At 70.6% G+C, this 23,092-nt stretch carries 23 protein-coding genes; 8 read left to right on the top strand and 15 right to left on the bottom strand.

The window, feature by feature from the left end:
- The first annotated feature begins 43 nt into the window (after positions 1-43).
- Entirely contained in the window at positions 44-517 is a 474-nt protein-coding gene (locus ACGFJ7_RS20560) for a winged helix-turn-helix transcriptional regulator (protein WP_392643138.1), read from the top strand.
- Here the strand turns inward: ACGFJ7_RS20560 and ACGFJ7_RS20565 are convergent.
- From ACGFJ7_RS20565 to ACGFJ7_RS20575, 3 genes are all read right to left on the bottom strand, one after another.
- Entirely contained in the window at positions 503-1,816 is a 1,314-nt protein-coding gene (locus ACGFJ7_RS20565) for a M1 family metallopeptidase (RefSeq protein WP_360251557.1), read from the bottom strand. The two genes, ACGFJ7_RS20560 and ACGFJ7_RS20565, sit on opposite strands and share 15 nt — an antisense overlap.
- Positions 1,813-5,679 (bottom strand): Pls/PosA family non-ribosomal peptide synthetase, encoded by a 3,867-nt coding sequence (locus tag ACGFJ7_RS20570; protein WP_392643140.1) that lies wholly within the window; start codon positions 5,677-5,679, stop codon positions 1,813-1,815. Before ACGFJ7_RS20570 ends, ACGFJ7_RS20565 begins: the two co-directional genes overlap by 4 nt.
- A gap of 134 nt (positions 5,680-5,813) precedes the next feature.
- Entirely contained in the window at positions 5,814-6,641 is an 828-nt protein-coding gene (locus tag ACGFJ7_RS20575) for a phytanoyl-CoA dioxygenase family protein (RefSeq protein WP_392643142.1), read from the bottom strand.
- Between the two features lie 145 nt (positions 6,642-6,786).
- Between ACGFJ7_RS20575 and ACGFJ7_RS20580 the strand changes: the two genes are divergently transcribed.
- The gene (locus ACGFJ7_RS20580) at positions 6,787-7,872 is read left to right on the top strand and encodes a cellulose binding domain-containing protein (protein WP_360251566.1); all 1,086 of its coding nucleotides are present in this window, start codon (positions 6,787-6,789) and stop codon (positions 7,870-7,872) included.
- Between the two features lie 43 nt (positions 7,873-7,915).
- Here ACGFJ7_RS20580 and ACGFJ7_RS20585 read toward each other — a convergent pair whose 3' ends face one another.
- The 5 genes from ACGFJ7_RS20585 to ACGFJ7_RS20605 all read right to left on the bottom strand — a co-directional run bounded on the left by ACGFJ7_RS20585 (position 7,916) and on the right by ACGFJ7_RS20605 (position 12,092).
- The gene (locus ACGFJ7_RS20585) at positions 7,916-9,433 is read right to left on the bottom strand and encodes an SPFH domain-containing protein (RefSeq protein ID WP_360251569.1); all 1,518 of its coding nucleotides are present in this window, start codon (positions 9,431-9,433) and stop codon (positions 7,916-7,918) included.
- Positions 9,434-9,964, bottom strand: a complete 531-nt coding sequence (locus tag ACGFJ7_RS20590; protein ID WP_392643144.1) for an NfeD family protein — start codon at positions 9,962-9,964, stop codon at positions 9,434-9,436.
- Between the two features lie 50 nt (positions 9,965-10,014).
- On the bottom strand, positions 10,015-10,236 hold the full coding sequence (locus ACGFJ7_RS20595; protein WP_360251575.1) for a hypothetical protein: 222 nt from the start codon (positions 10,234-10,236) through the stop codon (positions 10,015-10,017).
- A 99-nt stretch (positions 10,237-10,335) separates the two neighbouring features.
- Positions 10,336-11,655, bottom strand: a complete 1,320-nt coding sequence (locus tag ACGFJ7_RS20600; protein WP_360251578.1) for a radical SAM protein — start codon at positions 11,653-11,655, stop codon at positions 10,336-10,338.
- A 41-nt stretch (positions 11,656-11,696) separates the two neighbouring features.
- Positions 11,697-12,092, bottom strand: coding sequence for a DUF488 family protein (locus tag ACGFJ7_RS20605; protein WP_360251581.1), 396 nt, complete (start codon positions 12,090-12,092; stop codon positions 11,697-11,699).
- Positions 12,093-12,163: 71 nt separating this feature from the next.
- Between ACGFJ7_RS20605 and ACGFJ7_RS20610 the strand changes: the two genes are divergently transcribed.
- Together ACGFJ7_RS20610 and ACGFJ7_RS20615 are read left to right on the top strand one after the other, a co-directional pair.
- Positions 12,164-12,742 (top strand): WHG domain-containing protein, encoded by a 579-nt coding sequence (locus ACGFJ7_RS20610; protein WP_392643147.1) that lies wholly within the window; start codon positions 12,164-12,166, stop codon positions 12,740-12,742.
- Entirely contained in the window at positions 12,729-13,556 is an 828-nt protein-coding gene (locus tag ACGFJ7_RS20615; protein ID WP_392643149.1) for an alpha/beta fold hydrolase, read from the top strand. The genes ACGFJ7_RS20610 and ACGFJ7_RS20615 overlap by 14 nt, the downstream gene beginning before the upstream one ends.
- Here ACGFJ7_RS20615 and ACGFJ7_RS20620 read toward each other — a convergent pair.
- From ACGFJ7_RS20620 to ACGFJ7_RS20630, 3 genes are all read right to left on the bottom strand, one after another.
- Entirely contained in the window at positions 13,535-15,028 is a 1,494-nt protein-coding gene (locus tag ACGFJ7_RS20620) for an amidohydrolase family protein (protein WP_360251590.1), read from the bottom strand. The genes ACGFJ7_RS20615 and ACGFJ7_RS20620 overlap by 22 nt on opposite strands.
- Before the next feature lie 166 nt (positions 15,029-15,194).
- Positions 15,195-15,581 (bottom strand): molybdopterin-dependent oxidoreductase, encoded by a 387-nt coding sequence (locus tag ACGFJ7_RS20625; protein WP_392643182.1) that lies wholly within the window; start codon positions 15,579-15,581, stop codon positions 15,195-15,197.
- A gap of 564 nt (positions 15,582-16,145) precedes the next feature.
- Positions 16,146-16,751, bottom strand: coding sequence for a biotin transporter BioY (locus tag ACGFJ7_RS20630; protein WP_360251599.1), 606 nt, complete (start codon positions 16,749-16,751; stop codon positions 16,146-16,148).
- 21 nt (positions 16,752-16,772) lie between these two features.
- Here ACGFJ7_RS20630 and ACGFJ7_RS20635 point away from each other — a divergent pair, with 21 nt between their 5' ends.
- The gene (locus ACGFJ7_RS20635) at positions 16,773-17,198 is read left to right on the top strand and encodes a DUF6314 family protein (RefSeq protein WP_392643151.1); all 426 of its coding nucleotides are present in this window, start codon (positions 16,773-16,775) and stop codon (positions 17,196-17,198) included.
- Here ACGFJ7_RS20635 and ACGFJ7_RS20640 read toward each other — a convergent pair.
- Entirely contained in the window at positions 17,176-17,814 is a 639-nt protein-coding gene (locus ACGFJ7_RS20640; RefSeq protein ID WP_392643153.1) for an SDR family NAD(P)-dependent oxidoreductase, read from the bottom strand. The two genes, ACGFJ7_RS20635 and ACGFJ7_RS20640, sit on opposite strands and share 23 nt — an antisense overlap.
- A complete protein-coding gene (locus ACGFJ7_RS20645; protein ID WP_360251661.1) occupies positions 17,811-18,857 on the bottom strand; it encodes an NAD(P)-dependent alcohol dehydrogenase in 1,047 nt (348 codons plus the stop codon). The genes ACGFJ7_RS20640 and ACGFJ7_RS20645 overlap by 4 nt, the downstream gene beginning before the upstream one ends.
- Before the next feature lie 249 nt (positions 18,858-19,106).
- On the opposite strand from ACGFJ7_RS20645, the gene ACGFJ7_RS20650 reads away from it, so the two are divergent.
- Positions 19,107-19,970, top strand: a complete 864-nt coding sequence (locus tag ACGFJ7_RS20650; protein WP_360251608.1) for a helix-turn-helix transcriptional regulator — start codon at positions 19,107-19,109, stop codon at positions 19,968-19,970.
- Here ACGFJ7_RS20650 and ACGFJ7_RS20655 read toward each other — a convergent pair.
- On the bottom strand, positions 19,967-20,119 hold the full coding sequence (locus ACGFJ7_RS20655) for a hypothetical protein (protein WP_360251611.1): 153 nt from the start codon (positions 20,117-20,119) through the stop codon (positions 19,967-19,969). The two genes, ACGFJ7_RS20650 and ACGFJ7_RS20655, sit on opposite strands and share 4 nt — an antisense overlap.
- 1,027 nt (positions 20,120-21,146) lie before the next feature.
- Entirely contained in the window at positions 21,147-21,512 is a 366-nt protein-coding gene (locus tag ACGFJ7_RS20660) for a CPCC family cysteine-rich protein (RefSeq protein WP_392643155.1), read from the bottom strand.
- A 232-nt stretch (positions 21,513-21,744) separates the two neighbouring features.
- On the opposite strand from ACGFJ7_RS20660, the gene ACGFJ7_RS20665 reads away from it, so the two are divergent.
- Both ACGFJ7_RS20665 and ACGFJ7_RS20670 read left to right on the top strand, forming a co-directional pair.
- A complete protein-coding gene (locus ACGFJ7_RS20665; protein WP_392643157.1) occupies positions 21,745-22,104 on the top strand; it encodes a VOC family protein in 360 nt (119 codons plus the stop codon).
- Positions 22,034-22,399, top strand: coding sequence for a hypothetical protein (locus ACGFJ7_RS20670; RefSeq protein ID WP_392643159.1), 366 nt, complete (start codon positions 22,034-22,036; stop codon positions 22,397-22,399). Before ACGFJ7_RS20665 ends, ACGFJ7_RS20670 begins: the two co-directional genes overlap by 71 nt.
- Positions 22,400-23,092: the final 693 nt, after the last annotated feature.

The following is a 23,092-nucleotide window of genomic DNA, read 5'->3' on the forward strand; positions in this document are numbered from 1 at the left end:
TAGGACAGAATGGTTTCAATCCGCAACCGAACTGGGAGGCGACATGGACCGGACCGACATGGACCGGACCCACATGGACTGGACCGACCCGGACTGCCCCGTCGCACGGACCGCCGATATCGTCGGCGACCGCTGGAGCCTGCTCGTGGTCCGCGACGCCATGGACGGGGCGCACTCATTCACCGAGTTCCAGCGGCGGACCGGCATCGCCCGCAACATCCTCACCGACCGGCTCCGCCGGCTTACCGCTCACGGCATCCTCGCGCAGCGGACCGCGCCCTCGGGCCGCCGTCAGGAATACGTGCTCACCGACGCCGGGCGTGACCTGTTCACCGTCATCGTCGGCCTGCGTCAGTGGGGTGAGCGTCACGCGTTCAAGCCCGGTGAAACGCACTCCGTCCTGCTCGACAGCGACGACCGCCCCCTGGCCGACCTCATCCCCACCAGCACGGATGGCACACCGCTCGACGCGGGCACCACCCACGTGCGGAAGGTCCGGGATTCAGCGGGTGGGTAGCGGGGGCAGGGCCCGCTGGTCGAGCCAGGCCGTGAAGAGCGGGCCCAGCGGCTCGGTGGTGAAGCGCTGGGCGTGGGAGCGGAACTGCGCCGTCGTCACCGTGGCGTGGTGGTGTTCGGCGACCCAGGAGCGCAGCAGCGCGAAGAATGCCGCGTCGCCCACCCGCAGGCGGAGGGCGTGCAACGTCAGGGCGCCCCGCTTGTAGACGATCGGGTCGAACATGCGGGCCACCCCGGGGTCCGAGACCACGACGTCGAACGGGCGGGCCGCCAGCGTGGCGTGCCACTGGGCGGCCAGGGCCTCGATCGACGGGCCGCCCGACACGTCGGACCACAGCCACTCGGCGTACGTCGCGAAGCCCTCGTTCAGCCAGATGTGCTTCCAGTCGGCGACTGTCAGGCTGTTGCCGAACCACTGGTGGGCCAGCTCGTGGGCGACCAGCCGCTCGTACGTGCGCCGGCCGTCGACGTGGTTGCGGCCGAAGACCGCCATGCCCTGGGCCTCGATCGGGTCGTCCAGGTCGTCGTCGGCCACCACCACGACGTACTCGCGGAAGGGGTAGGGGCCGAACATGTCGGTGAGCACGTTCATGATCTCGCCGTGCCGGCCGAAGTCGTGGCGGAACACGGTGCGCAGGCGGGGTGGGATCGCCGCCCGCTGCACCACGTCGCCCGAGGCCATCTCGAGCAGCTCGTAGCGGCCCACCTGCACGCTCATCAGGTACGGCGCGGTGGGCTCGTTGCGTTCGTACACCCACGTGGTGTTGCCCGCGCCGCGGCGGCGGGAGACCAGGTCACCGGTCGCCACGACCGTGTACGGGGTCGGCGCGGTCAGCGTGACCAGGAAGGTGGCCTTCTCGAGGCGGTCGTTGCACGGGAACCAGGACGGCGCCCCGTTCGGCTGGCTGGCCACCAGGGCGCCGTCGGTCAGCTCGTCCCACCCGATGTCGCCCCAGCGCCCCGAGATCGGGACGGGCGAACCCGCGTACCTGACCTCGATTTTGAAAATGACGCCATAGCTGATTGATTTGTCGGGTTTGATCCGGATTTTTCCGGAGCGATGGGTCCACGCAACCCGATGACCGTCGACCCGGACGTCCTGGACCCGGAAGACGCCCAGGTCCAGGCTGAACCGGGAAAGCGGCTGCACGGCCTGCGCCGTGATCGTCGCCTTCCCGGCGAGCCGGTTCGAGACGACCCGGTAGTCGAGCTCCAGGTCGTAGTGGAGCACCCGGTACCCGCCGTTGCCGTGCGTGGGCAGGTACGAGTCGGTCGAACGGTCGGCGCCCGCAGGCGTCATTGCCAGGTCGCGATCGGGTTGCCCAGCCACCGGCTGTCGTCGGGCACGGCGTCGCCGCGGGTGACCAGCGAACCGGGGCCGACAGTGGTGCGGGCGCCGATGCTCGCGCCGGGCAGCACGATGCCGTGCGGGCCGAGTGTGGCGCCCGCGTCCAGAGTGACCTCGTCCATGGCCATGATCCGATCATGGAACAGGTGGGTCTGCACGACGCACCCCCGGTTGACCGTCGCGCCCTCGCCCAGGCGCACCAGGTCGTACTCCGGAAGCCAATAGGTCTCGAGCCACGCACCCCGGCCGATCGTGGCACCGAGGGTGCGCAGCCAGATGTTGAGCAGCGGGGTGCCGGCCGCGAAGCGGAACAGCCAGGGCGCGGCCAGGACCTCGACGAACGTGTCGGCCAGCTCGTTGCGCCAGACGAACGACGTCCACAGCGCGTGCTCGGTGACCTTGAACCGGCCGACCAGCAGCCACTTGGCCAGGGTGGCGGTCAGCGCGGCCACGATCACCGCGCCGAACAGCACCGGACCGGCGAGAGCCGCCGTCACCCAGCCGTTCGTGGCCCGCCAGATCTGGTCGAGACCGGCCAGCACCAGCACGGCCAGCACGCCGGCCAGCATCACCGGGATGATCCGGCACAGCTCGATGGCCGCGCGGGCGATCTTCAAACGGAGGGGCGGCGCGTACGTACGGCTGGCGTCGCCCGACTCGACGGTCCGGCGCAGCGGCATCGGCGGGGCGCCGAGCCACGACGAGCCCTTCTTCGCCTTGCGCGGGGCCGACGACAACACACCGACGAGACCGCGTTTGGGTACGGACCGTCCCGGCAACGCCATGCCCGAGTTGCCGAGGAACGCCTGCTTGCCGATGCGGGCCGGCGCGACGCGCAGCCAGCCGTGGCTCAGCTCGTAGGTGGCCACCATCGTGTCGTCGGCCAGGAACGCGCCGTCCTCGACGGTCGTCATCTTCGGCAGCGCCAGCACCGTGGACAGCTCCGCGTTGCGGCCGATCTTGGCGCCGAGCAGCCGCAGCCACACCGGCGTGAACAGGCTGGCGTAGATCGGGAAGAGCGCGATCCGGGCCATGCCCATCAGCCGCTCGGTGGTCCACACCTGCCAGGCCACCCGGCCCCGCACCGGGTGATACCCCTCCCGGATCCCCACGCTGAGAAGCCGGACGGTCACGAGCACGAGGACGGCGTACGTCAGGAAGTACGCGACAGCCGCGACCGGGGCCATCAGCAGGGCCGCGCCGAGGTCGAACCCGTCCCTCACCGTCCAGCCGAGCAGCGCGAGCGCCGGCAGCACGGCGACCACCGGGAGCAGGCCCAGCAGCTGAGCGGTCACGCTGTACACGCCCACCCACAGCCGCGAGCGGCGCGGGGGACGCTGCGACGGCCAGGCCGCCCCGTCCTTGGCCGGCGCCGGCGCGGCCGGCGATCCCGCCCACCGCTTGTTCGCGGGCACCGCGCCGGTCACCGTCGAGCCGGCGTCGATGTGCGCGCCCTTGCCGATCCGGGCGCCGGGCATCAGCGTGCTGCGGCCGCCGACGCGAGCGCCGGCGCCGATGCGGACCTTCCCGACCCGTACGACATCGCCGTCGACCCAATAGCCCGACAGGTCGACCTCGGGTTCCACGGCCGCGCCCCGGCCCAGCTTGAGCAGGCCGGTCACCGGCGGCGCCGAGTGCAGGTCGACGTCGCGCCCGATCTGGTTGCCGAGCGCCTTGGCGTACGTGATCATCCAGCCGGCGCCGGCGACACCGGTCGCGCCGGTGAGCTCGGCCAGCCGCTCGGCCGCCCACAGCCGCAGGTGGACGCCGCCACCGCGCGGGTACGTGCCCTTGCCGACGCCGCGCAGCAGCAGCCGCGCCCCGCCGGCCGCGATGGCGATGCGCCCGGCCGGGCTGAACAGGACCAGCCAGCCGGCCGCGATCCACCACCAGTGGATCGACGGGCCCCACGGGGTCAGCGCGAGCAGGGTGGCCGCGATGGTGAGCCACCGCAGGCCGACCAGGGCCAGCATCGGGATCATGAGCAGCGCCTGGAACAGCCCGGTCCGGCGCGGCGCCGGCTTGATGTCGCGGCGCACGGTCTGGGTGGCGACCAGCGCGTCGAGCACCGCCGCCATCTCGGACAGCCGCGGGTTCTGGTAGACGTCGGCCACCGCGATCCGCGGGTGCTTGAGCCGGATCCAGGCCACCAGCTGGGCCGCGCCGAGGCTGCTGCCGCCGCTGCTGAAGAAGTCGGCGCCGGACTCGGACGGCCGCAGGCCCAGGATCTGCTCCCAGCCGTCGGCCAGCCACGCCTCGGTCGGGGTGAGTTCCGCGCCGTCGGCCGCGGCGCCGGCCAGGGGCCACGGCAGGGCCGCCCGGTCGACCTTTCCGGAGGTACGGGTCGGAAGCGTGTCCACCTCGGCCAGCAGCGGCACGAGAGCGGCCGGCAGCTGCTCGCGGATGCGGGCGGTGGCGGCGGCGAGATCGAATTCCTCGCGCGGCACCACGTAGCCGACCAGCAGCTGGTTGCCGGCGGCGGTCTTCTTGATGGCGGCGGCCGCGCCGGCCACGCCGGGCAGCGCCTGCAGCGCCGCGTCGACCTCGCCCAGTTCGATCCGGCGGCCACCGAGCTTGACCTGCTCGTCGCCGCGGCCCAGGAAGATCAGGCCCTCGGGTTCGGCCCGCACGATGTCACCGCTGCGGTAGGCCCGCGACCAGCCCAGCGACAGCAGCGGCGCGAACTTCTCGGCGTCCTTGGCCTCGTCGAGGTAGCGGGCCAGGCCGACACCGCCGATGACCAGCTCGCCGGTCTCGCCCATCTCGACCGGCTGCCCGGACGCGTCGACCACGGCCAGCTCCCAGCCGTCGAGCGGCAGCCCGATGCGCACGGGTCCCTCGCCGGTCAGCGGGGCCGCGCAGGCCACGACGGTCGCCTCGGTCGGCCCGTACGTGTTCCAGACCTCGCGCCCCTCGACGGCCAGCCGCTCGGCCAGCTCGGGCGGGCACGCCTCGCCGCCGAAGATCAGCAGGCGGACCTCGTCGAGCGCCTCGGCCGGCCAGAGCGCGGCCAGCGTGGGCACTGTCGAGACGACGGTGATGCGCTGCTCGGCCAGCCACGGGCCGAGGTCGACGCCGCTGCGCACGAGCGAGCGGGCGGCCGGCACCAGGCAGGCGCCGTGCCGCCAGGCGAGCCACATCTCCTCGCAGGAGGCGTCGAAGGCCACCGACAGCCCGGCCAGGACGCGGTCGTGCGGCCCGATCGCTTCGGCGTCATCGCCGGCCAGGAACAGCCGCGCCTCGGCGTCGACGAACGCGGCGGCCGAGGCGTGCGAGACGGCGACGCCTTTCGGCGTGCCGGTGGAGCCGGAGGTGAAGATGATCCAGGCGTCGTCGTTCGGCCCGGGCCGTCGGGCGACGGCTTGCTGGGGGGTACGGCGCATGGACACGCTCAGCCCGTCGCCGAGCACCGCCGCCACCCCCGCCTCGGCCCAGACCAGCTCGGCCCGCTCGTCCGGGTCGTCGGCGTCGACCGGCACGTAGGCCGCGCCCGCGGCCAGCACGCCGAGAATGGCGAGGTAGAGCTCCGCCGTACCGGAGGAGACCCGGATGCCGACCCGGTCGCCGGCCCCGATTCCGTGCCCCTCGAGGTCGATCCGCACCGCCTCGACCAGCTCGGCCAGCTCACGGTAAGTGAGCACCGATCCGCCGGCGTCGATCGCGTCGGCCCCGCCGTGTGCCTGCACTGTCGCGTCGAAGATGTCGAGCAGCGTGCGCCGCACCGGGGTGGAGCGGGAGTGGAACAGCGCCGGAGCCTCCGGCGCGAATGCGATCTCGGGAAGGTCGATCAGACGCGGGTCGGTCGTCACTGTCACCGGGCGTGTGCTCCATCTCCACCACAACGGGCTTTGTCGGCCAGGCGCACGACGCTGAACCGCCCGGGGCAGCGTTCAACGTTACAGGCGGGAAACGGGAAGTGACGGCTATGTGTCCAAGGTGACAGGCGGGCTCAGGCCTCCCCCATGACCAGCCCTTCGATCGTGTGCTTCTGCGTGATGGGCGTCAGCCGGTCGACGATCGGGCAGCTCAGATGCCGTCGTACGGCCTCGGGCAGTCCCTCCCAGTACGCCTTCGTGACCGCCAGATCGTGCTTGTCGCTGTTCGTCGCGTCCGGCGCGTCGACGCCCAGCACGAGCACCGGCCGCGACAGCTGCGAGTGGTTCTTGGTGCCCCGGTGGATGGTCAGCGCCGACCGGGCCGAGATGTCGCCCCGCTGCGGATATTTGCGTACGGCCCGCTCGTTGTAGCGCTCGTAGTGCGACTTGGGCGGGAACATGCCGTGGCCGAAGTCGGGCTCGTCGTCGAACTGAGTACCGGGCGCGATCTCGAACGGCCCCATCTCCTCGGTGGTGTCCACGGCGGTGAGGTTGAAGGCGAGCGAGTCGAGCCGGCCCGCACGGCGGGTCACCTCGGGCATCGGGAAGTCGCGGTGCCACGGCTGGTTGACCGCGCCCGGGAACGGGATGTCGAAGCCCAGCTCCACGATCCGGTAGTCCGGCCCGAGCACGGCCGTGGCGACGGCGTCGACCCACGGGTGGCTGACCAGCTCCACGAAGCCGCGCAGCTGCTCGGGGTGGATCTCCACGTACCAGCGTCTGGGTCCGCGGCCGACCGCGCCACCCTCGCGCGACCGGGCCTCGGCGAACGCCGTCTCGATGTCCTCGCGCATGGCGTCGGCCCAGGTCGTGCTGAACGCGCCTTTCAGCGCCGTGATGCCCTCGTCGTAGATGGCGGCCCGGGCCCGCTCGCCCGCCGTCGCATCGATGGAAGTCGTCATACCTATGACCTACAACGCCGTTTCCAACGTTGCAAGTCGACGGGAGCGCTCCCAAGGGCCTACCATGCCGTCAACCCATCGATAACTGTCGAAGTAATCGCCGCCACCGGTCGAAGCGCTTCGACGATGTGTGGATTGGATCGACATGCGGAAACGCACCCTCGCGCTCTCCCTGGCGGCGGCCACCGCGATCACCGCGGCGGTCGCCCTCCCCGCCTCGGCGGCGGCCGGATGCCGGGTCGGTTACACCGTCAGCAGCCAGTGGCCCGGCGGCTTCGGCGCCACCGTCACCATCACCAACCTGGGCGACCCGATCACCTCGTGGTCGCTCGTGTGGTCGTACGCCAACGGCCAGACCGTCACCCAGGCCTGGAACACCGCCCTGACCCAGTCGGGCGCGCAGGTCACCGCGCGCAACGCCGGCTACAACGGCGGCGTCGGCACCAACGGGACCGTCTCGTTCGGCTTCAACGGCTCGTCGACCGGCACCAACACGGCCCCGACGGCGTTCACCCTCAACGGCACGGCCTGCACCGGCTCGGTGCCCCCGACCACGCCGACCACGCCCACCACGCCCGGTGGCGTCCCCTCGGACGCGGCCTGGGTCGACTCGGGCCAGTGGGCGTCGTGGACCAACAACGGCTACACGCTCTACAACAACATCTGGGGTTCCGGCGCCGGCACCCAGACGATCTGGGCCCGCGGCGGCACGAACTGGGGCGTGCTGGCCAACCACCCGCGCACCAGCGGCGTCAAGTCGTACCCGAACACCGGCAAGACCCTGAACCGGAGGCTGAGCTCGCTGTCCTCGGTGACCAGCTCGTTCAACGTGAGCGTGCCGGCCGACGGCGACTACACCACGGCGTACGACATCTGGGCCGACAACCACGCCTACGAGGTCATGCTCTGGACCAACCAGCACGGCGCGGTAGGCCCGATCGCCGAGTCGTACGACGCCAACGGCGCCGTCCCCACGGTCCGCAACCTGACGGTCGGGGGCCACACCTGGAACGTCTACCGCGGCTCGAACGGCGCCAACGCCGTCTACTCGTTCGTGCGCACCAACACCGACGCGGCCACCATCGACATCCTCGCCATCATGAACTGGCTGCGCACCAACAACTGGTGGGGCGACGTGACGGTCGGCGAACTCCAGTTCGGCTTCGAACTGACCGGCACCGCCGGCCAGTCCGCGTTCACCACCAACAGCTTCTCGCTGAACTACAGCTGAGACCGTCCGGTGAGGGGGCCGCGCCCGGCCCCCTCACCGAAGGTCAGCGGTCGGCTTCCAGTTCGGCCGGTTTGCCGTTGGCGGCCGGGGCGGCGCCGTGCGTGGCGCCGAGCTTGCTGAGCAGGCCGGCCAGATCGATGCCGGTCAGGTCGGTGCCGAGCTGGAGGCCCTGGGCCACGTTGTTGGCCACCGACTTGGTCAGCGAGGACGCGCCGTCGGTGGAGATGACGGTCATCTTGTCGATCGAGCCCATCGGGGCCGCGGCCGCCTCGACGACCTGCGGCAGGACGCGGACGAGCAGGTCCAGGACGGCCGCTTCGCCGTACGCCGCGAACGCCTCGGCCTTCTTGGCCATGGCCTCCGCCTCGGCGCCACCCTTGGCCAGGATCGCCGCCGCCTCGGCGGCACCCTCGCGCTCGACGGCCTCGGCGATCGCGGAGCGCCGGCGCTGTTCCGCCTCACCCTCCTTGGCGCCCTCGATCGCGTTCGCCTCGGCCAGCGCCGCCCGGCGGGCCCGCTCGCCCTCACCGGTCAGGCGAGCCTGCTCGGCCGAGGCCTGCGCGGCCGCGATGACGGACTGCCGCTGCGCGTCGGCGTGCAGCACGGCCGCGGCCCGGTTGGCCTCGGCCTCCTGCTCGACCTTGTACCGCTGGGCGTCGGCCGGCTTGCGGACCTCGGTGTCGAGCTGGCGCTGCTTGAGCTCGGCGTTGCGCTCGGCCACCTTCTGCTGCTCGGCCAGAACCGCCTGGTCGCGCTCGGCCTGGGCCAGCGGGCCGGCCGCGGCCGACTTGGCCTTGGCCGCGTCGATCTCGGCCTGGATGCCGGCCTGCTTGAGCGACAGGTTGCGCTGCGCCTCGGCGATGGCTTCCTCGGCCAGCAGGCGCTCCTGCTCGGCCTGCTGGCGGGCGCGGGCCTCGGCGATGGCGGCGTCCTTGAGCACGCGGGCCGCCTCGGGACGGCCCAGGTCCTGCAGGTACGAGCCCTCGGCCAGGATGTCCTGGAGCTGGAAGGTATCGAGCACCAGACCCTGGTTGGTCATCGAGTGCTCGGCCTCCTCGGCCACCGCGCTGGCGAACGCGGCCCGGTCGCGGATGATCTCCTCGACCGTGAGCCGGCCGACGATCGAGCGCAGCGCGCCCGCGAGCACCTCGCGGGTGAACTCCTCGATCTCGGCCTGCTGGTGCAGGAAGCGCTGCGCGGCGGCCCGGATCGCGCCTTCGTTGCCGCCCACCTTGACGATCGCCACGCCGTGCAGGTCGGCCCGGATGCCCTGCTTGGAGACGGCGCCCTTGATGCCGACGTCGATGCGGCGGCTGGACAGGTCGAGCGACTGGAGCTTCTGCACGACCGGCAGGACGAACACCGAGGCGCCCATGACGACCTTCTGCCCGGACAGGTCGGTGGTGTTGGTGCCGTCGGCGGACTGGGTCACGCGGCCCTTGCGGCCGGTGATGATGAACGCCTCGTTCGGGCCGGCCACCTTGATTCGCGACAGCACGAACAGGACCACGAGAATGATGAGCAGCACGGCACCGCCGACGGCGATGAGCAGAGGTGACATCTAGGCCTTTCCAGGGGTGTGAGGGTCGATCTGCAGGGTCTGTTCCACGACGACGCTGGTGTCCGAGGGCGCCTCGACCACGAAGACCTGGGCGCCGGCCGGGATCGGGTGCTCGGCCCGGGCGTACAGCTTGACGGGTTGCCCGCCCAGCAGGACCCGCACCTCGCCGTACCCGGTACCGCTGGGCACGGCCGTGACTATGACGCCGAGCGCGCCCACCAGGTCCTGCCGGCGCGGTGTGGCGTCGGTCGGCATGGTGCGGGCGGCGCGGCCGAGGCGCAGGGCCAGCCAGGCGGTGGGCACGGCGGCGGCGAGACCGGCGACCGGGGCCAGTACGGCGCGGCCGGACAGCTCCGCCATGATCGCGCTGGCGAACCCGAACGCGCCGACGAAACCGGCGACGACCTCGAGCGACACCGGCCCGTCGCCGACGTGCAGAATGCTGAGCAGTTCACCGCCGAGCAGGGAAAGCGCCAGCACGACGACGCCGACCGCACCGATCGCGAGATAGATCGCCGTGGCCGTCTCCATGTGCCGCCTCCCCCACCGAACGCCTGGTCAGGGTAGTGCAACGGCGCCACTCACGGACGGGCGCCTCCGTCGATCCAGCGGCGCAGCAGCAGCGTGTTCTCCTCGGGCCAGGCGCCGTCGCACGGCATGCTGCCGCGGGCCACCACCTGGAAGATGCTCTCCGCGTGCTCCCGCACGTCCTCGGCCGACCACAGGTCGAACATGAAGAGCATCGAGTTGCGGTCCTTCTCCCGGAACAAAGGCCGGATGTCGGTGGCGAAAGTGGGTTCCATGCCTGCTAGGACCGCATGGCCGAGCCGATCGTGACAGCCTCGGCCCCGTCCCGGCCGGTTAGGAGATCGGGGGCCGGCTCGACGCCGGCCCCCGGTTCCTCACTCCTCGATCGGGGTCTCGGCCGGCAGGGTGTCCATGAAGGAGCTGACCGAGAAGACCGCGTTGCCGGCGCCGGGCGGGCCGTAGCCGGGCGGGCTGGACAGGCCGTTGGACTCCATGGTGGCGCGGTAGGCCTCGAGCAGCCGGATGTGGTACTCCAGCGGGGCGCCCTGCGGATTCGTCCGGCCCAGGGGGGTCGTGGGTTCCGGGCACCACGTGGTGAAGCGCGGGGTGATGCCGCGCGACATGAAGTACTGCAGGCCCTCGGTGGTCGACTCGATCGCCTCGTCGACGCTGCGGAAGCCGTACGGCTCGGCCATCTCGACGCCGGCCACGAAGTTCGGGATGACGTTGCGCGGCCCGAACACCTCGGCCGACTCGAGGATGCGGCGGTGCCACTCGGCGCGGCCCACGTAGCGCTCCTTGCCGGGACAGTAGAGCTCGAACAGCCGCTTGTCCCACACCTCGAAGTTGGGGTGGTAGATCTGGATGCCGTAGTCCTTGAACCGCTGCACGTCCTCCCGCGGCAGCGCCTGGGCCACGACCTTGCCGATCCAGCGCCCGGGGAACCGGTCCTCGATCGCCTCGGCGTACCGGCCGTAGAAGTCGGCCTCCTCGAGCCCGTCGACCTTCGAGGTGACGCTGCCACCGGTGAGGGTGTACGCGTGCGAGGTCTTCGCCGTGTCGTACTTGTCGATGATCTCGAGGGCCTCAAGGACCTCTTCGACCGGCTTGACACCGGTGTACGGGCGTCCGGCCGCCTTGTGCTGGCGCCAGTTGTGGTTGATGTCGCAGTACTGGCACTCCTCCTTGGCGCCGAAGTACTGGCAGACGCGGAAGACGGTCAGGTAGACGAGGTAGCCCCACTGGATCGTCGGCGCCACCTCCATGACCTGCTTGCCGTTGGCCAGCGTGTGCCGGTAGTAGTCCGGCATGGGCGGCACACCGACGTCGGCGATCGGCTTGCCGTCGAGGAACAGCTGGAGCTTCCCGTCCTCGCCGGCCTGCACCTTGTACGGCGAATCGGGATTGGTGCGGACCGAGACAACGGTGCGGCGAAGCCCGTACGGCCCGCCGGTCAGCACGATCTCCTCGGGCGGCCGCCGCAGGGCCGCGGTGCCGAGTTCCGGCAGCGTCCGGTGGTCGAACGAGAAGATGAAGTACGACTTCGGCTTGACGTCGCCGCCCTCGTTGTCGGTCAGCGCGGAGTCGTCGAAGGCCAGCCCGCCACGCAGCAGGTCCTCCTTGATGACCGCTTCGCGCGGGATGTGCGGGAAACGGCCCATCAGATCTTCGACGAGATCCGTCCGTGACGACATGCGCCCTCCTGCCATTGCTGGGTTGACCTCATTCCATGTCATCACGTCTGCGCGCCGTCGCCGGGTCCCCGGCGAGAGACGTTTGCGACACCTATCACCTCGGCCAGCACGGCGGCCTCACTGATCGCGACGTCCTTGCTGGCCGTGAGCAGCAGAAGCGGCCGGCTCCGCGCGAGCTCACGCAGATGCGCCAGCGCCTCGGCCTGCTCGCCGCCACCGAGCTCCGCCTCGTAGCGCCGCCGGAACTCGGCGAACTTCTCCGGCGCGTGCCCATACCATTTGCGCAGCTCAGGGCTGGGTGCGACCGACTTGCACCACTCGTCGAGCGCGGCCCGGTCCTTACTGACCCCACGGGGCCAGAGCCGGTCGACGAGCACCCGCGCGGCCCCGTCATCGGTGGTCACGTCGTCGTAGATGCGCCCGGCCCGTGTCTTCATCGTTCCCATTCATACCTCGTTCGCTATCCTAGGGTTCCTAGGTTTGAAACAGGACCCCCAAGGATCACGTGATGCCACGGCAGGGCCTGACCACCGACCGTGTCGTCGCGGCGGCCGCCGAGATGGCCGACGCGATCGGTCTCGACCGGCTGACGGTGGCGGCGGTAGCCCGCCATTTCGGCGTGGCCGACGCCAGCCTGTACGGCCATGTCCGCAACCGGGAGGCGCTGCTGCACCAGGTCGCCGTCCGGGCCGCGGCCCTGTTCGCCGACCGCTTGTCGCTGGCGGTGGCGGGCCGTTCCGGCCGGGACGCCCTGGGCGGTTTCGCCGCCGCCTACCGGGCGTTCGCGGTGACCCACCCCGGCCAGTACGCGGCCACGAACCTCCAGCTGCCACCCGAGATCGGCCTGAACTCGCCGGGCCACCTGCGCCTGATCGACCTGAGCTACGCCACCCTGCGCGGCTACGGCTTGCCGGAGCCGGCCCTGACCGACGCGATCCGCCTGGTCCGCAGCACCCTGCACGGCTTCGCCACGCTCGAGGCGGCCGGCGGTTTCGGCCACCCCCGCACCCTCGACACGTCGTTCACCAGCATCGTCACCGACCTGCACACCCTGCTTTCCGCGAAGGAAACCCATGACCACGATTGACGTACGCTCGGCCGACGGCACCCGCTTGACGGTCCGCCGCGAGGGCACCGGCGACCCGATAGTCCTGCTGCACGGCTCCGGCGGCGGCTTGCACAGCTGGGACCCCCTGATAGCCCACCTGGCCGACTCGTACGAGCTGTGGATCCCGGCCCGGCGCGGCTACGCCCCCAGCGACCTCCCCCCGGGCCGCAAGTCCTTCCAGCAGGAGGTTGCCGACGTAACGGCCGTCCTCGTCGCCGTAGCCCGCCCCGCCCACCTCGTCGGCGCCTCCTACGGCGCCACCCTCGCCCTGCACACCGCCGCCGCGCCGTTGTCGCCGGCCGGGCCGGCAACGCCGCCCGCGCTGCGCACGCTGACGGTGTTCGAGCCGCCGCTGTTCGCCTCCGGGCCACGGATCGCACCACTGCTCGACCGCTACCGGGACTGCTTCGACCGTGACGACCACGCCGGCATGTTCGCCGTGCTGAACGAGGTCACTCAGGTGCCGCGCCGAATCGCCGCCGCGTTCGGCCCGCCCACCCGCAACCCGGCCGCCGAACTCGGCTGGTTGCACGACCTCGAAGCACTCGCCGACGACAGCCCCGCCTTCGTGGCGAACCCGGCCATCCCCACCCTGATCCTGCAGGGCGCCGACACCTGGGACCCGATGCCGGCCACCATCGACGCCCTGGCCGCCGCGCTGCCCCACGCCCGCCGGGTCAGCTGGCCCGGCCAGTCGCATTTCGCCCCCAGCCTCGCCCCCGAGTTGATGGCGACGGCCCTTCGCGACTTCTTCGCCGATGGCGGCTCCGCTCAGCAGGGGCAGGGCTTATAGGCGACGGCGGCAGCCGGCCGGAGCGTTCTCACCTCCGTTTCGATGCCCGCGAGCATCCGGCGGCGGCGGGCGGGGTCGATGAGGGCGCCCCGGACGACGACGCTGTTGACGCGGGTCGTGTTGCGGATGTCGCGCAGCGGGTCGGCGTCGAGCAGGACCAGGTCGGCGACCGCGCCGGGGGCGACGACGCCCAGGTCTCGCCGGCCGAGGTAGCGGGCCGGGTTCAGCGTGGCGGCGGCCAGCGCCTGTATCGGCGTCAGGCCCGCGCGGACCAGCAGTTCGAGCTCGTCGTGGAGGCTGAAGCCCGGCATGAGGTACGTGGTGCCGAGGTCGGTGCCCGCCATCAGCGGCACCCCGGCCGCGGCCAGGTCGGCGGTGAGGCGCAGCCGCCGCCGGAAGATCTCCGCCGACTCGGCCACCCGGCGCGGGTCGCGGCCGGGCAGATAGAGGCTCTCCAGGGTCCAGTCCCAGTAGCCGATCATGTCGGCGCTGACGTAGCGGTAGCGCGGGTCGTGCCGGTCGATCGCCTCCGGCATGTCGTTGGTCTCGTGCAGCACCAGCGTCGGCGTGACGTAGGTGTCGTTGGCGGCGAGCCGGTGGAAGACCCGCGCGGCCCGGCGACGGTCGTAGGTGCGTGCCGCCGCGTACTCCAGCGGGTGCATCCGGTTGAACCACCCGTTGTAGTCGCCCGGCCCGATCGGCACGGCCGCCACGGCCCGGCGCAGCCGCTCCTCCTCGGACGACGTGTCGTACCACACGGTGAACAGATGCTCGACGGTCCGCAGGCCGCGATCGCTGGCCTCGGTGAGCGGCACCACGTCGGGCACGTGCCCGAGGAACGGCAGGCCGAGCATGCGGCACTCGCCGGCCACGGCCAGGAAAGACTCCCGCGACAACCGCGAGTACGTCTTGATGAACGCCGCCCCCGCCGCGTGCTCCCGCCGCACGGCGGCCCGCGCCTCGTCCGGGCCGGCGACCGCGATGTGCGTCCCGCCGTCGGGGTCCAGCCCGTCCCACAGCGACGGCGACCCGTCGACGATCCGGCTCCCGATCACCCATCGCGGACCCAGACGCTCGCCGTCGGCGATCTGCCGCCGCCAGATCCGCGCCTGCTGACCGCCCGACATCTGGCGTGTGGTCGTGACGCCGTTGACCACGTACAGCTCGGGGTCGGTGTCGTCGATCCCGGTGGCATGGCTGTGCATGTCGGCCAGGCCCGGAATGAGGAATTTCCCCCGGCCGTCGACGAGCGTGGCCCCGGTGGGCACCGGCACTCGCTCGGAGGGCGCCACGTCGAGGATGCGGTCACCCCGGACCAGCACGGTATGGCCGCGCCGCACACCCCCACGCGCGTCGATGACAGTCACGTTCTGCACGGCCAGCAACGCCCGGTTTCGGGCCTCGGCCGCCTGCGGCAGGCCCAGAGCCGCGACCCCGAGCGCCGTTCCGGTCAGAATCGTCCGCCGCTGCATCCTCGTCTCCTTCGGCCGGGCTGGTGTCGCGGTCCAGCCTTCCGGGTTCGGTGAGGAGGGGCACTGGTGCTAGGCCCCGTTCGCGGGTAGGGCTAGGCATACCCCGGACAAGCGCGGCTCAGCTGACCGGGAAGAAGGGCTGGATCGAGGTCACCCATTTGACCCCTCAGAAACCGCGGCGGCTCGGGGCCGCGATCCGGGCCGGGAAGCCGTGCCCGTACGTCAGGGGCTGCCCGGCGACGGCCGTGACCGGCCAGATGTCGTCGAGGGTGCCGGCGCCGAACCAGCGCGAGAAACCGGTGATCGAGCGAACCTCGACACTGCGCCAGCCGCCCGCCGTGACGCCGGCCCTCTCCAGCAGAGCACGAAGTCGCACGCCTTCCCACTCCTGGATGCTGTACCAGCCGCTGGTGCAGTCGAGGGTGGCCGTGAACCGTTCGAGGGGCCGGGCCAGGACGTCGGCGTAATCGAGGGTCGTCGATCCGATGGAAAGCCGCCACCGCGCCTGGTCGACGCGCTGGATGCCGTCGTTGATCCACGACGTGACTTCCAGGGAGTCGCGGGGGGACGGAACCGGTGAAGCGGCGGGAGGTCGCCGCCCACGTGTCCCAGGCCGCCGTCGCGACCGCGGCGCCCGCGCCCAGCGCGGTCAAGCGGAGCAGTGCCCTGGGGTCGAGGCCGGTGCGCCGGGGGCGTACCCAGTGACCGAAGAAATGCGCCACGACCGTGAGCACCGCGCCGACCGCGGCGCCGACGTGGATCTGCATCAAGGTGAGCGGGCCGACGTGCTCGGCGCGGCCCGTGGAGTGCAGCAGGCCGCTGCCGATCGTCACCAGCACGAAGAACAGCAGGGCCAGCGACAGGGTCTTGGTGGGCCGCCGCTGCCGCGGGTTGCGCAGGCCGCGGCGGATCACCACGTACTTCCAGGGCGCCAGGAGCAGGATGGCCAGGGCCCCGGCGGCGTGCAACTGGATCAGGTCGAGCGGCCATCTCACGCCGATGGTGTCGGCCGCGATCCCGGTCAGCACGCCGGAGATCAGGAGCAGGCCGAGCACGAGGTCGACTCGCCGCCCGCCCTGTCTCATGTTCTTCTTCTACGCGCGCGAGGGCCGCGGGCTCACCGCGAAGCCGAAGAAGCGCCGGAGGAACGCGACAACTTCCAGACCGCCGGGAGCAGACCGGCCGCCAGGGCCGCCTTGATGGCGTCGCCGAGCAGGAACGGGGTCAGGCCCTGGCTGATGGTCTGGCTCAGGGTCAGGTCGGCCGCCACGGCCAGCCAGGCCATGCCGATGCCGTAGATCAGGACCTCGCCGGCGAGCATGGCCGGAACGGCGCGCCACACCGAGCGGTCCGCCCCGCGCTCGGCCAGCCAGCCGCAGAGGGTGGCGGCGGCGAGGAAGCCGACGATGTAGCCGAACGACGCCGTGGAGTAGCCGCTGCTGTGGTCGGAGAACCAGGGCACGCCGAGGACACCGGCCACCGCGTACAGGGCGATGGTGGCGGCCGCCCGGCGCATGCCGAACGCCGTGCCGACGAGCAGGACGCCCAGGGTCTGGCCGGTGATCGGAACCGGGGTGCCCGGAATGTGCACGGCGATCTGGGCCAGCACGCCGATCAGGCCGGCGCCGCCGGCGACCAGCGCGACGTCGCGGGCCAGCGTGCCGGGGACCAGGTCGGCCAGGACGAGCGGCCGGGGCCGGGTGAGCGCGACGGACTGCGTCATGAAAACCTCCGAGGGGTGACGGTGCCTGCAGATCATAGGGACGACTCGGTGGCGGCGTTCCTGCGCGGCCGCTGGCGGGTGCGGCGGCGCATCGTCGATCACCGGGCCGGCGTCGAGGGTTCCTTCGCGGGCGCGGCCGAGTTCGGCGACGATCTGTCATATCACGAGCAGGGCGAATTGACGTACGGTGACCATCGCGGCCCGGCCACGAGGTCGTTGCGCTACCACGACCGGGGCGGCCACCGCCTGGAGGTCACGTTCGCCGACGGCCGCCCGTTCTACCTGCTCGACCTCAGCGACGACGCCTGGTCGGCCGAGCATCCCTGCGCCGCCGACACCTACGTCGTGACCGGCCGCGTCACCGGCCCGGACAGTTACACCGAGCATTGGCACGCGACCGGCCCGAACAAGGACTACGAACTGTTCACCTCGTATGAACGACTCTGAACTCGCCGCGCTCGCAGTGCATCCGCCACAGCTTGCCCGCGAGTTCCGCCGTCTCGTCCGGTTCGATCGCCCCGGGGATGATCAGCTGCCCGACGTGCACGCCTTCGGCGCCGAGGGTCTCATGGAGCATTTGCCCGTACGCCCCCTCGCCCGCGAAGGCGATCGACGTGCCCCCGACCTTCGGGTTGGGCCGGGCCCCGCTGCCGCCGTTGACGAACAGGATCGAGCCGCGGCCGCGCTCCCGCATCCCCGGCAGCACCTGGTTCACCGCGGTCATCGGGCCGGCCACCGAGAACTCGAAAGCCTCCCGGGCCTCCTCCACGGTCGTCTCCAGGACCGGTTTCAGGAATTGCCGCTGCGGCAGCGGGCTGTACTGCAACACCTCGATCGGCCCGAGGTCGTTCGCCGCCCGCTCCAGGGCCCAGGCCAGCTCTTCCGCGTTGAGCACGTCGGCCGCGTACCCCCGGGAATTGACGTCTTTGAGATCGGTCACGAGTTTGTCGAGCCGGTCCTGACGGCGGGCGAGGAGCGCGACACTGAATCCCTCGGCGCCGAAGCGGCGCGCGACGGCCGCGCCGAGCCCCTCCCCGGCGCCGACGATGGCGAGTGTGGTCATGCCTTGAGGGTGTCGATGTCGATGACGAAGCGGTAGCGGACATCGGACTTCAGGACCCGCTCGTACGCCTCGTTGACGTCGTCGGCGCCGATCAGCTCGATCTCCGGGGCGATCCCGTGCTCGGCGCAGAAGTCGAGCATCTCCTGGGTCTCGGCGATGGAGCCGATGCTGGAGCCGGCGAACGAACGACGGTTGTTGAACAGGCTGAACACCTGCACCGGCAGCGGCTCCGGCGGGGCGCCGACGCTGACCAGCGTGCCGCCGAGGCGCAGCAGGCCCAGGTGGGCGGCCATGTCGATCGGGGCGCTGACCGTGTTGACGATCAGGTCGAAGCTGTTGGCCAGGGTCTCGAAGGTGGCCGGGTCACCGGTCGCGTAGTAGCCCTTCGCCCCGAACGCGAGCCCGTCGTCCTTCTTGCTCAGCGTCTGCGACAGGACGGTGACGTCGGCGCCCATCGCGACGGCGATCTTCACCGCCATGTGGCCGAGGCCCCCGAGGCCGACCACGGCGACCTTCTTGCCGGGCCCCGCGTTCCAGTGCGCCAGCGGTGAGTACGTGGTGATGCCCGCGCACAGCAGCGGCGCCGCCTTCTCGTACGGGATCGACTCGGGCACGCGCAGCACGAAGTCCTCGTCCACCACGACGTGCGTCGAGTAACCGCCCTGGGTGATCGTGCCGTCGCGGTCGACGGCGGCGTACGTGCCGGTGTTGCCGTCGAGGCAGTACTGCTCCTGCCCGGCCTGGCAGTTCTCGCACTCCCGGCACGAGTTGACCATGCAGCCGACGCCGACCCGGTCGCCCTGGGCGTGCCGGGTGACCTCGGCGCCGGTGCCGGCGACGACGCCGACGATCTCGTGGCCGACGGTGAGCGGGTACGGCACCGGGCCCCACTCGCCGCGCACGGTGTGGATGTCCGAGTGGCAGATCCCGGCGTACCGGATCTCGATCAGAATGTCCTTCGGCCCCAGGTCGCGCCGCTCGACGGTGGTGCGCACCAGCGGCTCGGTGGCGGACGGGGCGGCGATGGCGTTGACGGTGAGGATGACGTACTCCTTCTGTTAGTTTGCTTTTGCAAGCAACATTGTCAGGGACGCGGCACGGCGTTCACAGCGCGCCGTTCGTCCCTGGCCTGATACCCCTCAGCGGCCCGCTCCAACGGCAGACCCAGGCCGAAGACGTCGCGTCCTCGCATGCTTCCAGGCAACCAGCCCCGAACCTTTCGCGGGAGTTCCTGCCGAAGGGTGTACCAGCAGTACATCCCACCGGCCCGCGCCGCGTCCTACCGTCGAAGGGTGAACAACCGAGTCGAAGTGCACGAGTTCCTCACCTCGCGCCGGGCGAAGATCACCCCGGAGCGGGCCGGGATCCCGGCCGCCGGCCAGCGGCGCGTGCCCGGCTTGCGGCGCAGCGAGGTGGCGGCGCTGGCCGGCATGAGCGTCGAGTACTACGCCAAGCTGGAACGCGGCGCCCTGGCCGGCGTCTCGGCCGGCGTGCTGGAGGCCATCGCCCGCGCCCTGCAACTCGACGACGCCGAGCGGGCCCACCTGCTGCACCTGGCCCAGGAGGCCAACGGCAGCGGCGCCCTGCTGCGCCCGAGCCGCCGCCCACGCCAGGCGGCCGTGCGCCCCAGCCTCCAGTGGTCGCTCGACACCATCACGGCCCCCGCGATCGTGGTGAACCACCGCGCCGATTTGATCGCCGCCAACCACCTGGGCAAAGCGATGCACAGCGACCTGTACGCGGACCCGGCCACCCCACCGAACTTCGCCCGCTTCACGTTCCTGGACAGCGCGGCCCGCCGCTTCTACCCCGACTGGAACCTGTTCGCCGACATGACGGTGGCCAACCTGCGCACCGCCGCCGGCGTCGACCCCCACGACAAGGCCATGCACGACCTGGTCGGCGAGCTCTCCACCCGAAGCGACGAGTTCCGCCGCCGCTGGGGCTCCCACAACGTCCGCCTGCACGGCACCGGCGTCAAACACTTCCACCACCACGTGGTGGGCGACCTCGACCTGGCCTACGAGACCATGGCCCTGGTGGCCGACCCCACCCTGCGCATGACCCTGTACGCCGCCGAGCCCGACTCCCCCACCGCCCACGCCCTCACACTGCTGGCGTCCTGGGCCGCCACCACGTCCCTGCAGCCCCGCTAGCCCTCAGTCACATCCGGCACGATCGCACTGTCATCGGACCGCCGAGTCCCGTCATCGGCCACTTCGGGATGCACCTCCCGCAGATGGTTCGTCATCTCGTCATCGGGCACGTCCCGCTTTTCCGGCGGGCACAGATTGCAGATCGCCATGCCTCCACTCTTGCCACCGCCGTCCCTTCCCAAACCGCATCAGCCACCCCGCGCGCGGAGAAGTCGGCGAAGTCTCTCCATTTCCACATATCAGGTTCGCGGAAAGCGGGTCGCCCTCCAGCCCTGCGCCGAGGACAATGCGAGGGTGGCATGGAACGATGTACCGGCTCAGATGGACAGTGACCTGAGGATCCGGCTTACTACGGTCGCCTGAATCCTCTGCGTCAGATTTTGCCGACCCGTGCAGACGAATTTGCCGGCAACAAACGAAGCCATCTGAGGGGAATCATCACCGCTGACTTGATCAGCGCAGCCGGGCGTCACCTTCTACAGCGGCCCGGACACCAGTCGGGTTGCAACGATCAAACTGGCTCCACGTGTTACCTGACCGCCACCGGCCGACACAACATGAGCGGCCGGGACGACATTTCGGTGATTGTCGGACGGCGTACGGCGCCGGATAAATTCGATCTGATCGTTGCCGGCTACCGGGAGGACTTCATCATCTCAATGGCCGGGCGTCGCACTTTCACGTAACTCCCGGCGCGGCGCTCCATGACGTCGTTTTTCCACCAGGGCCGGACGAACTGATCACCAAAATCTCTCTGAATTTGGACATCGGCAGCGACTCCGTGGAGAAGGATGCCCTCGTGCTGGCATATGCCGCGCAGAAAGCACTTCAACTCTTCGGTCACCTCGTGGAGCGCAACGGGGCCTGGAAGATGCACACCGCCCGGGGCCGCAGGCGTCACGGGACAAACACATCACCACGACGATCCCGCAGCCGGGCGATCAGATCACCACCCGACTCCCCACAGGCCGCAACGACGGACGGCCACCCGCGTTCAACCCGGCCGTTGACAAGCGCTGTAACCAGGTCGAACACGGCTTCAACCAGCGCAAGCACCGGCGCGGACTGAACACCCGCTACGACAAGTCGGGCGCCGCTTCCCAGCCACCCTCGACCTCGTCGAAATGCTCGACTGGCTCCGCGCCCTACCCCGGCGGCCTTGCCCCAAGAGACACATCAAACCGCTTCGGATGGTGGCAGGTGCGGATGCATGACTCCACCTCCTCGTACGTATCGATTGCGCCCCTGGTCCAAACTCTCCGAACCGTTGGGACCGCCTCGGACGACGTGACTGTCGTGGTTGTCCTGGCCGTCGTCCTCCCATCCGCACTCGCCGCAGATTTCGTACACACCTCTCTCCGCCAAGGTCGCATGGCCGCAGCACGGGCAGGTGTAGGGAGCGCCTCGTCGGGGCCCGAACACGTTCTTCTGTGAGGTGTATGCCGCGAACCACTCTGTCCGTCGGCTGATCAGGTCGTCGTCGGACAGCGACGGATCGTCGTTCGGGCCACGAGTTACCGGGCGTTCTGACATGCCCCTCATCTTCCAGTCGAGCGAACGCCTTCCAGAAGTGGACCCGATAGCCGGATCTGCCGCTGAAAATACGTAACGGCCAGCAGGGCCGTCACGTACTGTGAGCCCCCCTGAGTTTGCCGGTGCCCGCTCATGCCGAGAAGCGGACGTGCCGTACCGGCGGCGGCTTCTTCCTCCTGGGGCCGACCTTGGGGGGATGCCAACACGGATGGACGATCCACTGGTTCGTTAAAGTGCCACCATGACGGTGCGTGGGATGCGGCGGATCATCGTGTCGGTGGCAGACCGGGAGCGGGCGCTCGCGCTCTATCGGGATGGCCTGGGACTGACGGAGAAGTACTCCACCAGTGAGATGGTGATGCTTGCCGTCCCGGGTTCCGACACGGAGGTTCTGCTGCACGAACGTCCGCCCACGCCGGGCTTGGCCGGTGTCGCCGTCAGCTTCCTCGTATCGGACGTTGACGCGGCCACCGCTGTGGCCGAGAAGGCTGGTGCCGAGGTCATCGATGCCCCGGCCGACCAACCCTGGGGTGAGCGGCAGTCAGTACTCACCGATCCGGACGGCCACGTCCTCTGCCTGGTGGCGCCAATACCGTCCTGAGTGGATCGCCCGCGAGCTCCGCCGCTGGTTCGTCGACGCGGTGGCGGCAGGGAACACCCGCGGCGTCACAGACTTCCTGGGCGCCATCGAAGTCCGGCACGGCAGCGAAGACCCCGACACACGCAACGTCGTGGAAGTTTCGTTCATGGAAGATTTGTTGGTACTGCCGGATGCCAATGAGCGGGCAGCCATCGACGTCTTGCACCGGCGGGCCGGACCGAGGACGCTCGCGGGCCTGATCGCGGCGCGCACATACCTGCACCCGCCCGGTGATGAGCCCCGTCCTGCGTCGTAGGAGACTCGCGGCACCGTCCCGCCTCATGCGCCATGAGCGCCCTCTTCTGCCGCTGATCGAGCGCAGTTTTGCGCTTGGCGGTGACGCTTCGTACGCCACGTGCCGGTCGGGTTGCTCGTAGCTTCGTACCCTCTTCATTGCCGGCCTGGCCGCGTCGGGATCAGCAGCCAGCGAGCGAAGCAGCTTGAGTCGCCGAGCTCGGTGTGCGACCGGGCGGTGACTCGATACGTCGTGGCTCGGGTAGTGATGATCAGCCCCGTGTCGGGCTCTCGGCTGGGTGTGCCGTGTTTGGTGGGAACGTCGCCAGCGTGGCGGGAGACATGCCACACCAAGGCGTGCAAAACTCGTGCGCTCTGGTCGACCGCAGCGGCGGGTTAGAGGGTTCGCGCGATCCTTTCGTAACCGGCGAAGAACTACCGCCCGCCGACAGCAGGAACGCAAGCTTCCTACCGGCACCCGCAGGCCCACCCACCAGCCCGCGCAACCGGCCTGGAATTGCCGCCCAGCCCACCACCCAGCCGGCCCGCCCGACCGACGCACCCACCCGAACCCCCACGCGGCAGCGAACCCCGCCCCACACCCAGGCGCAAGGTGACCGCCCACCCCACGTACCACCAAGCAGCCACCAACCCACGCCTGGCCGGCACCGAAACCCCACGCAAGGTTGAGGGCCGGGTGTGGCCGACCCAGACG

The organism is Actinoplanes sp. NPDC048988 (genome assembly GCF_043197815.1).
Lineage (GTDB): Bacteria > Actinomycetota > Actinomycetes > Mycobacteriales > Micromonosporaceae > Actinoplanes.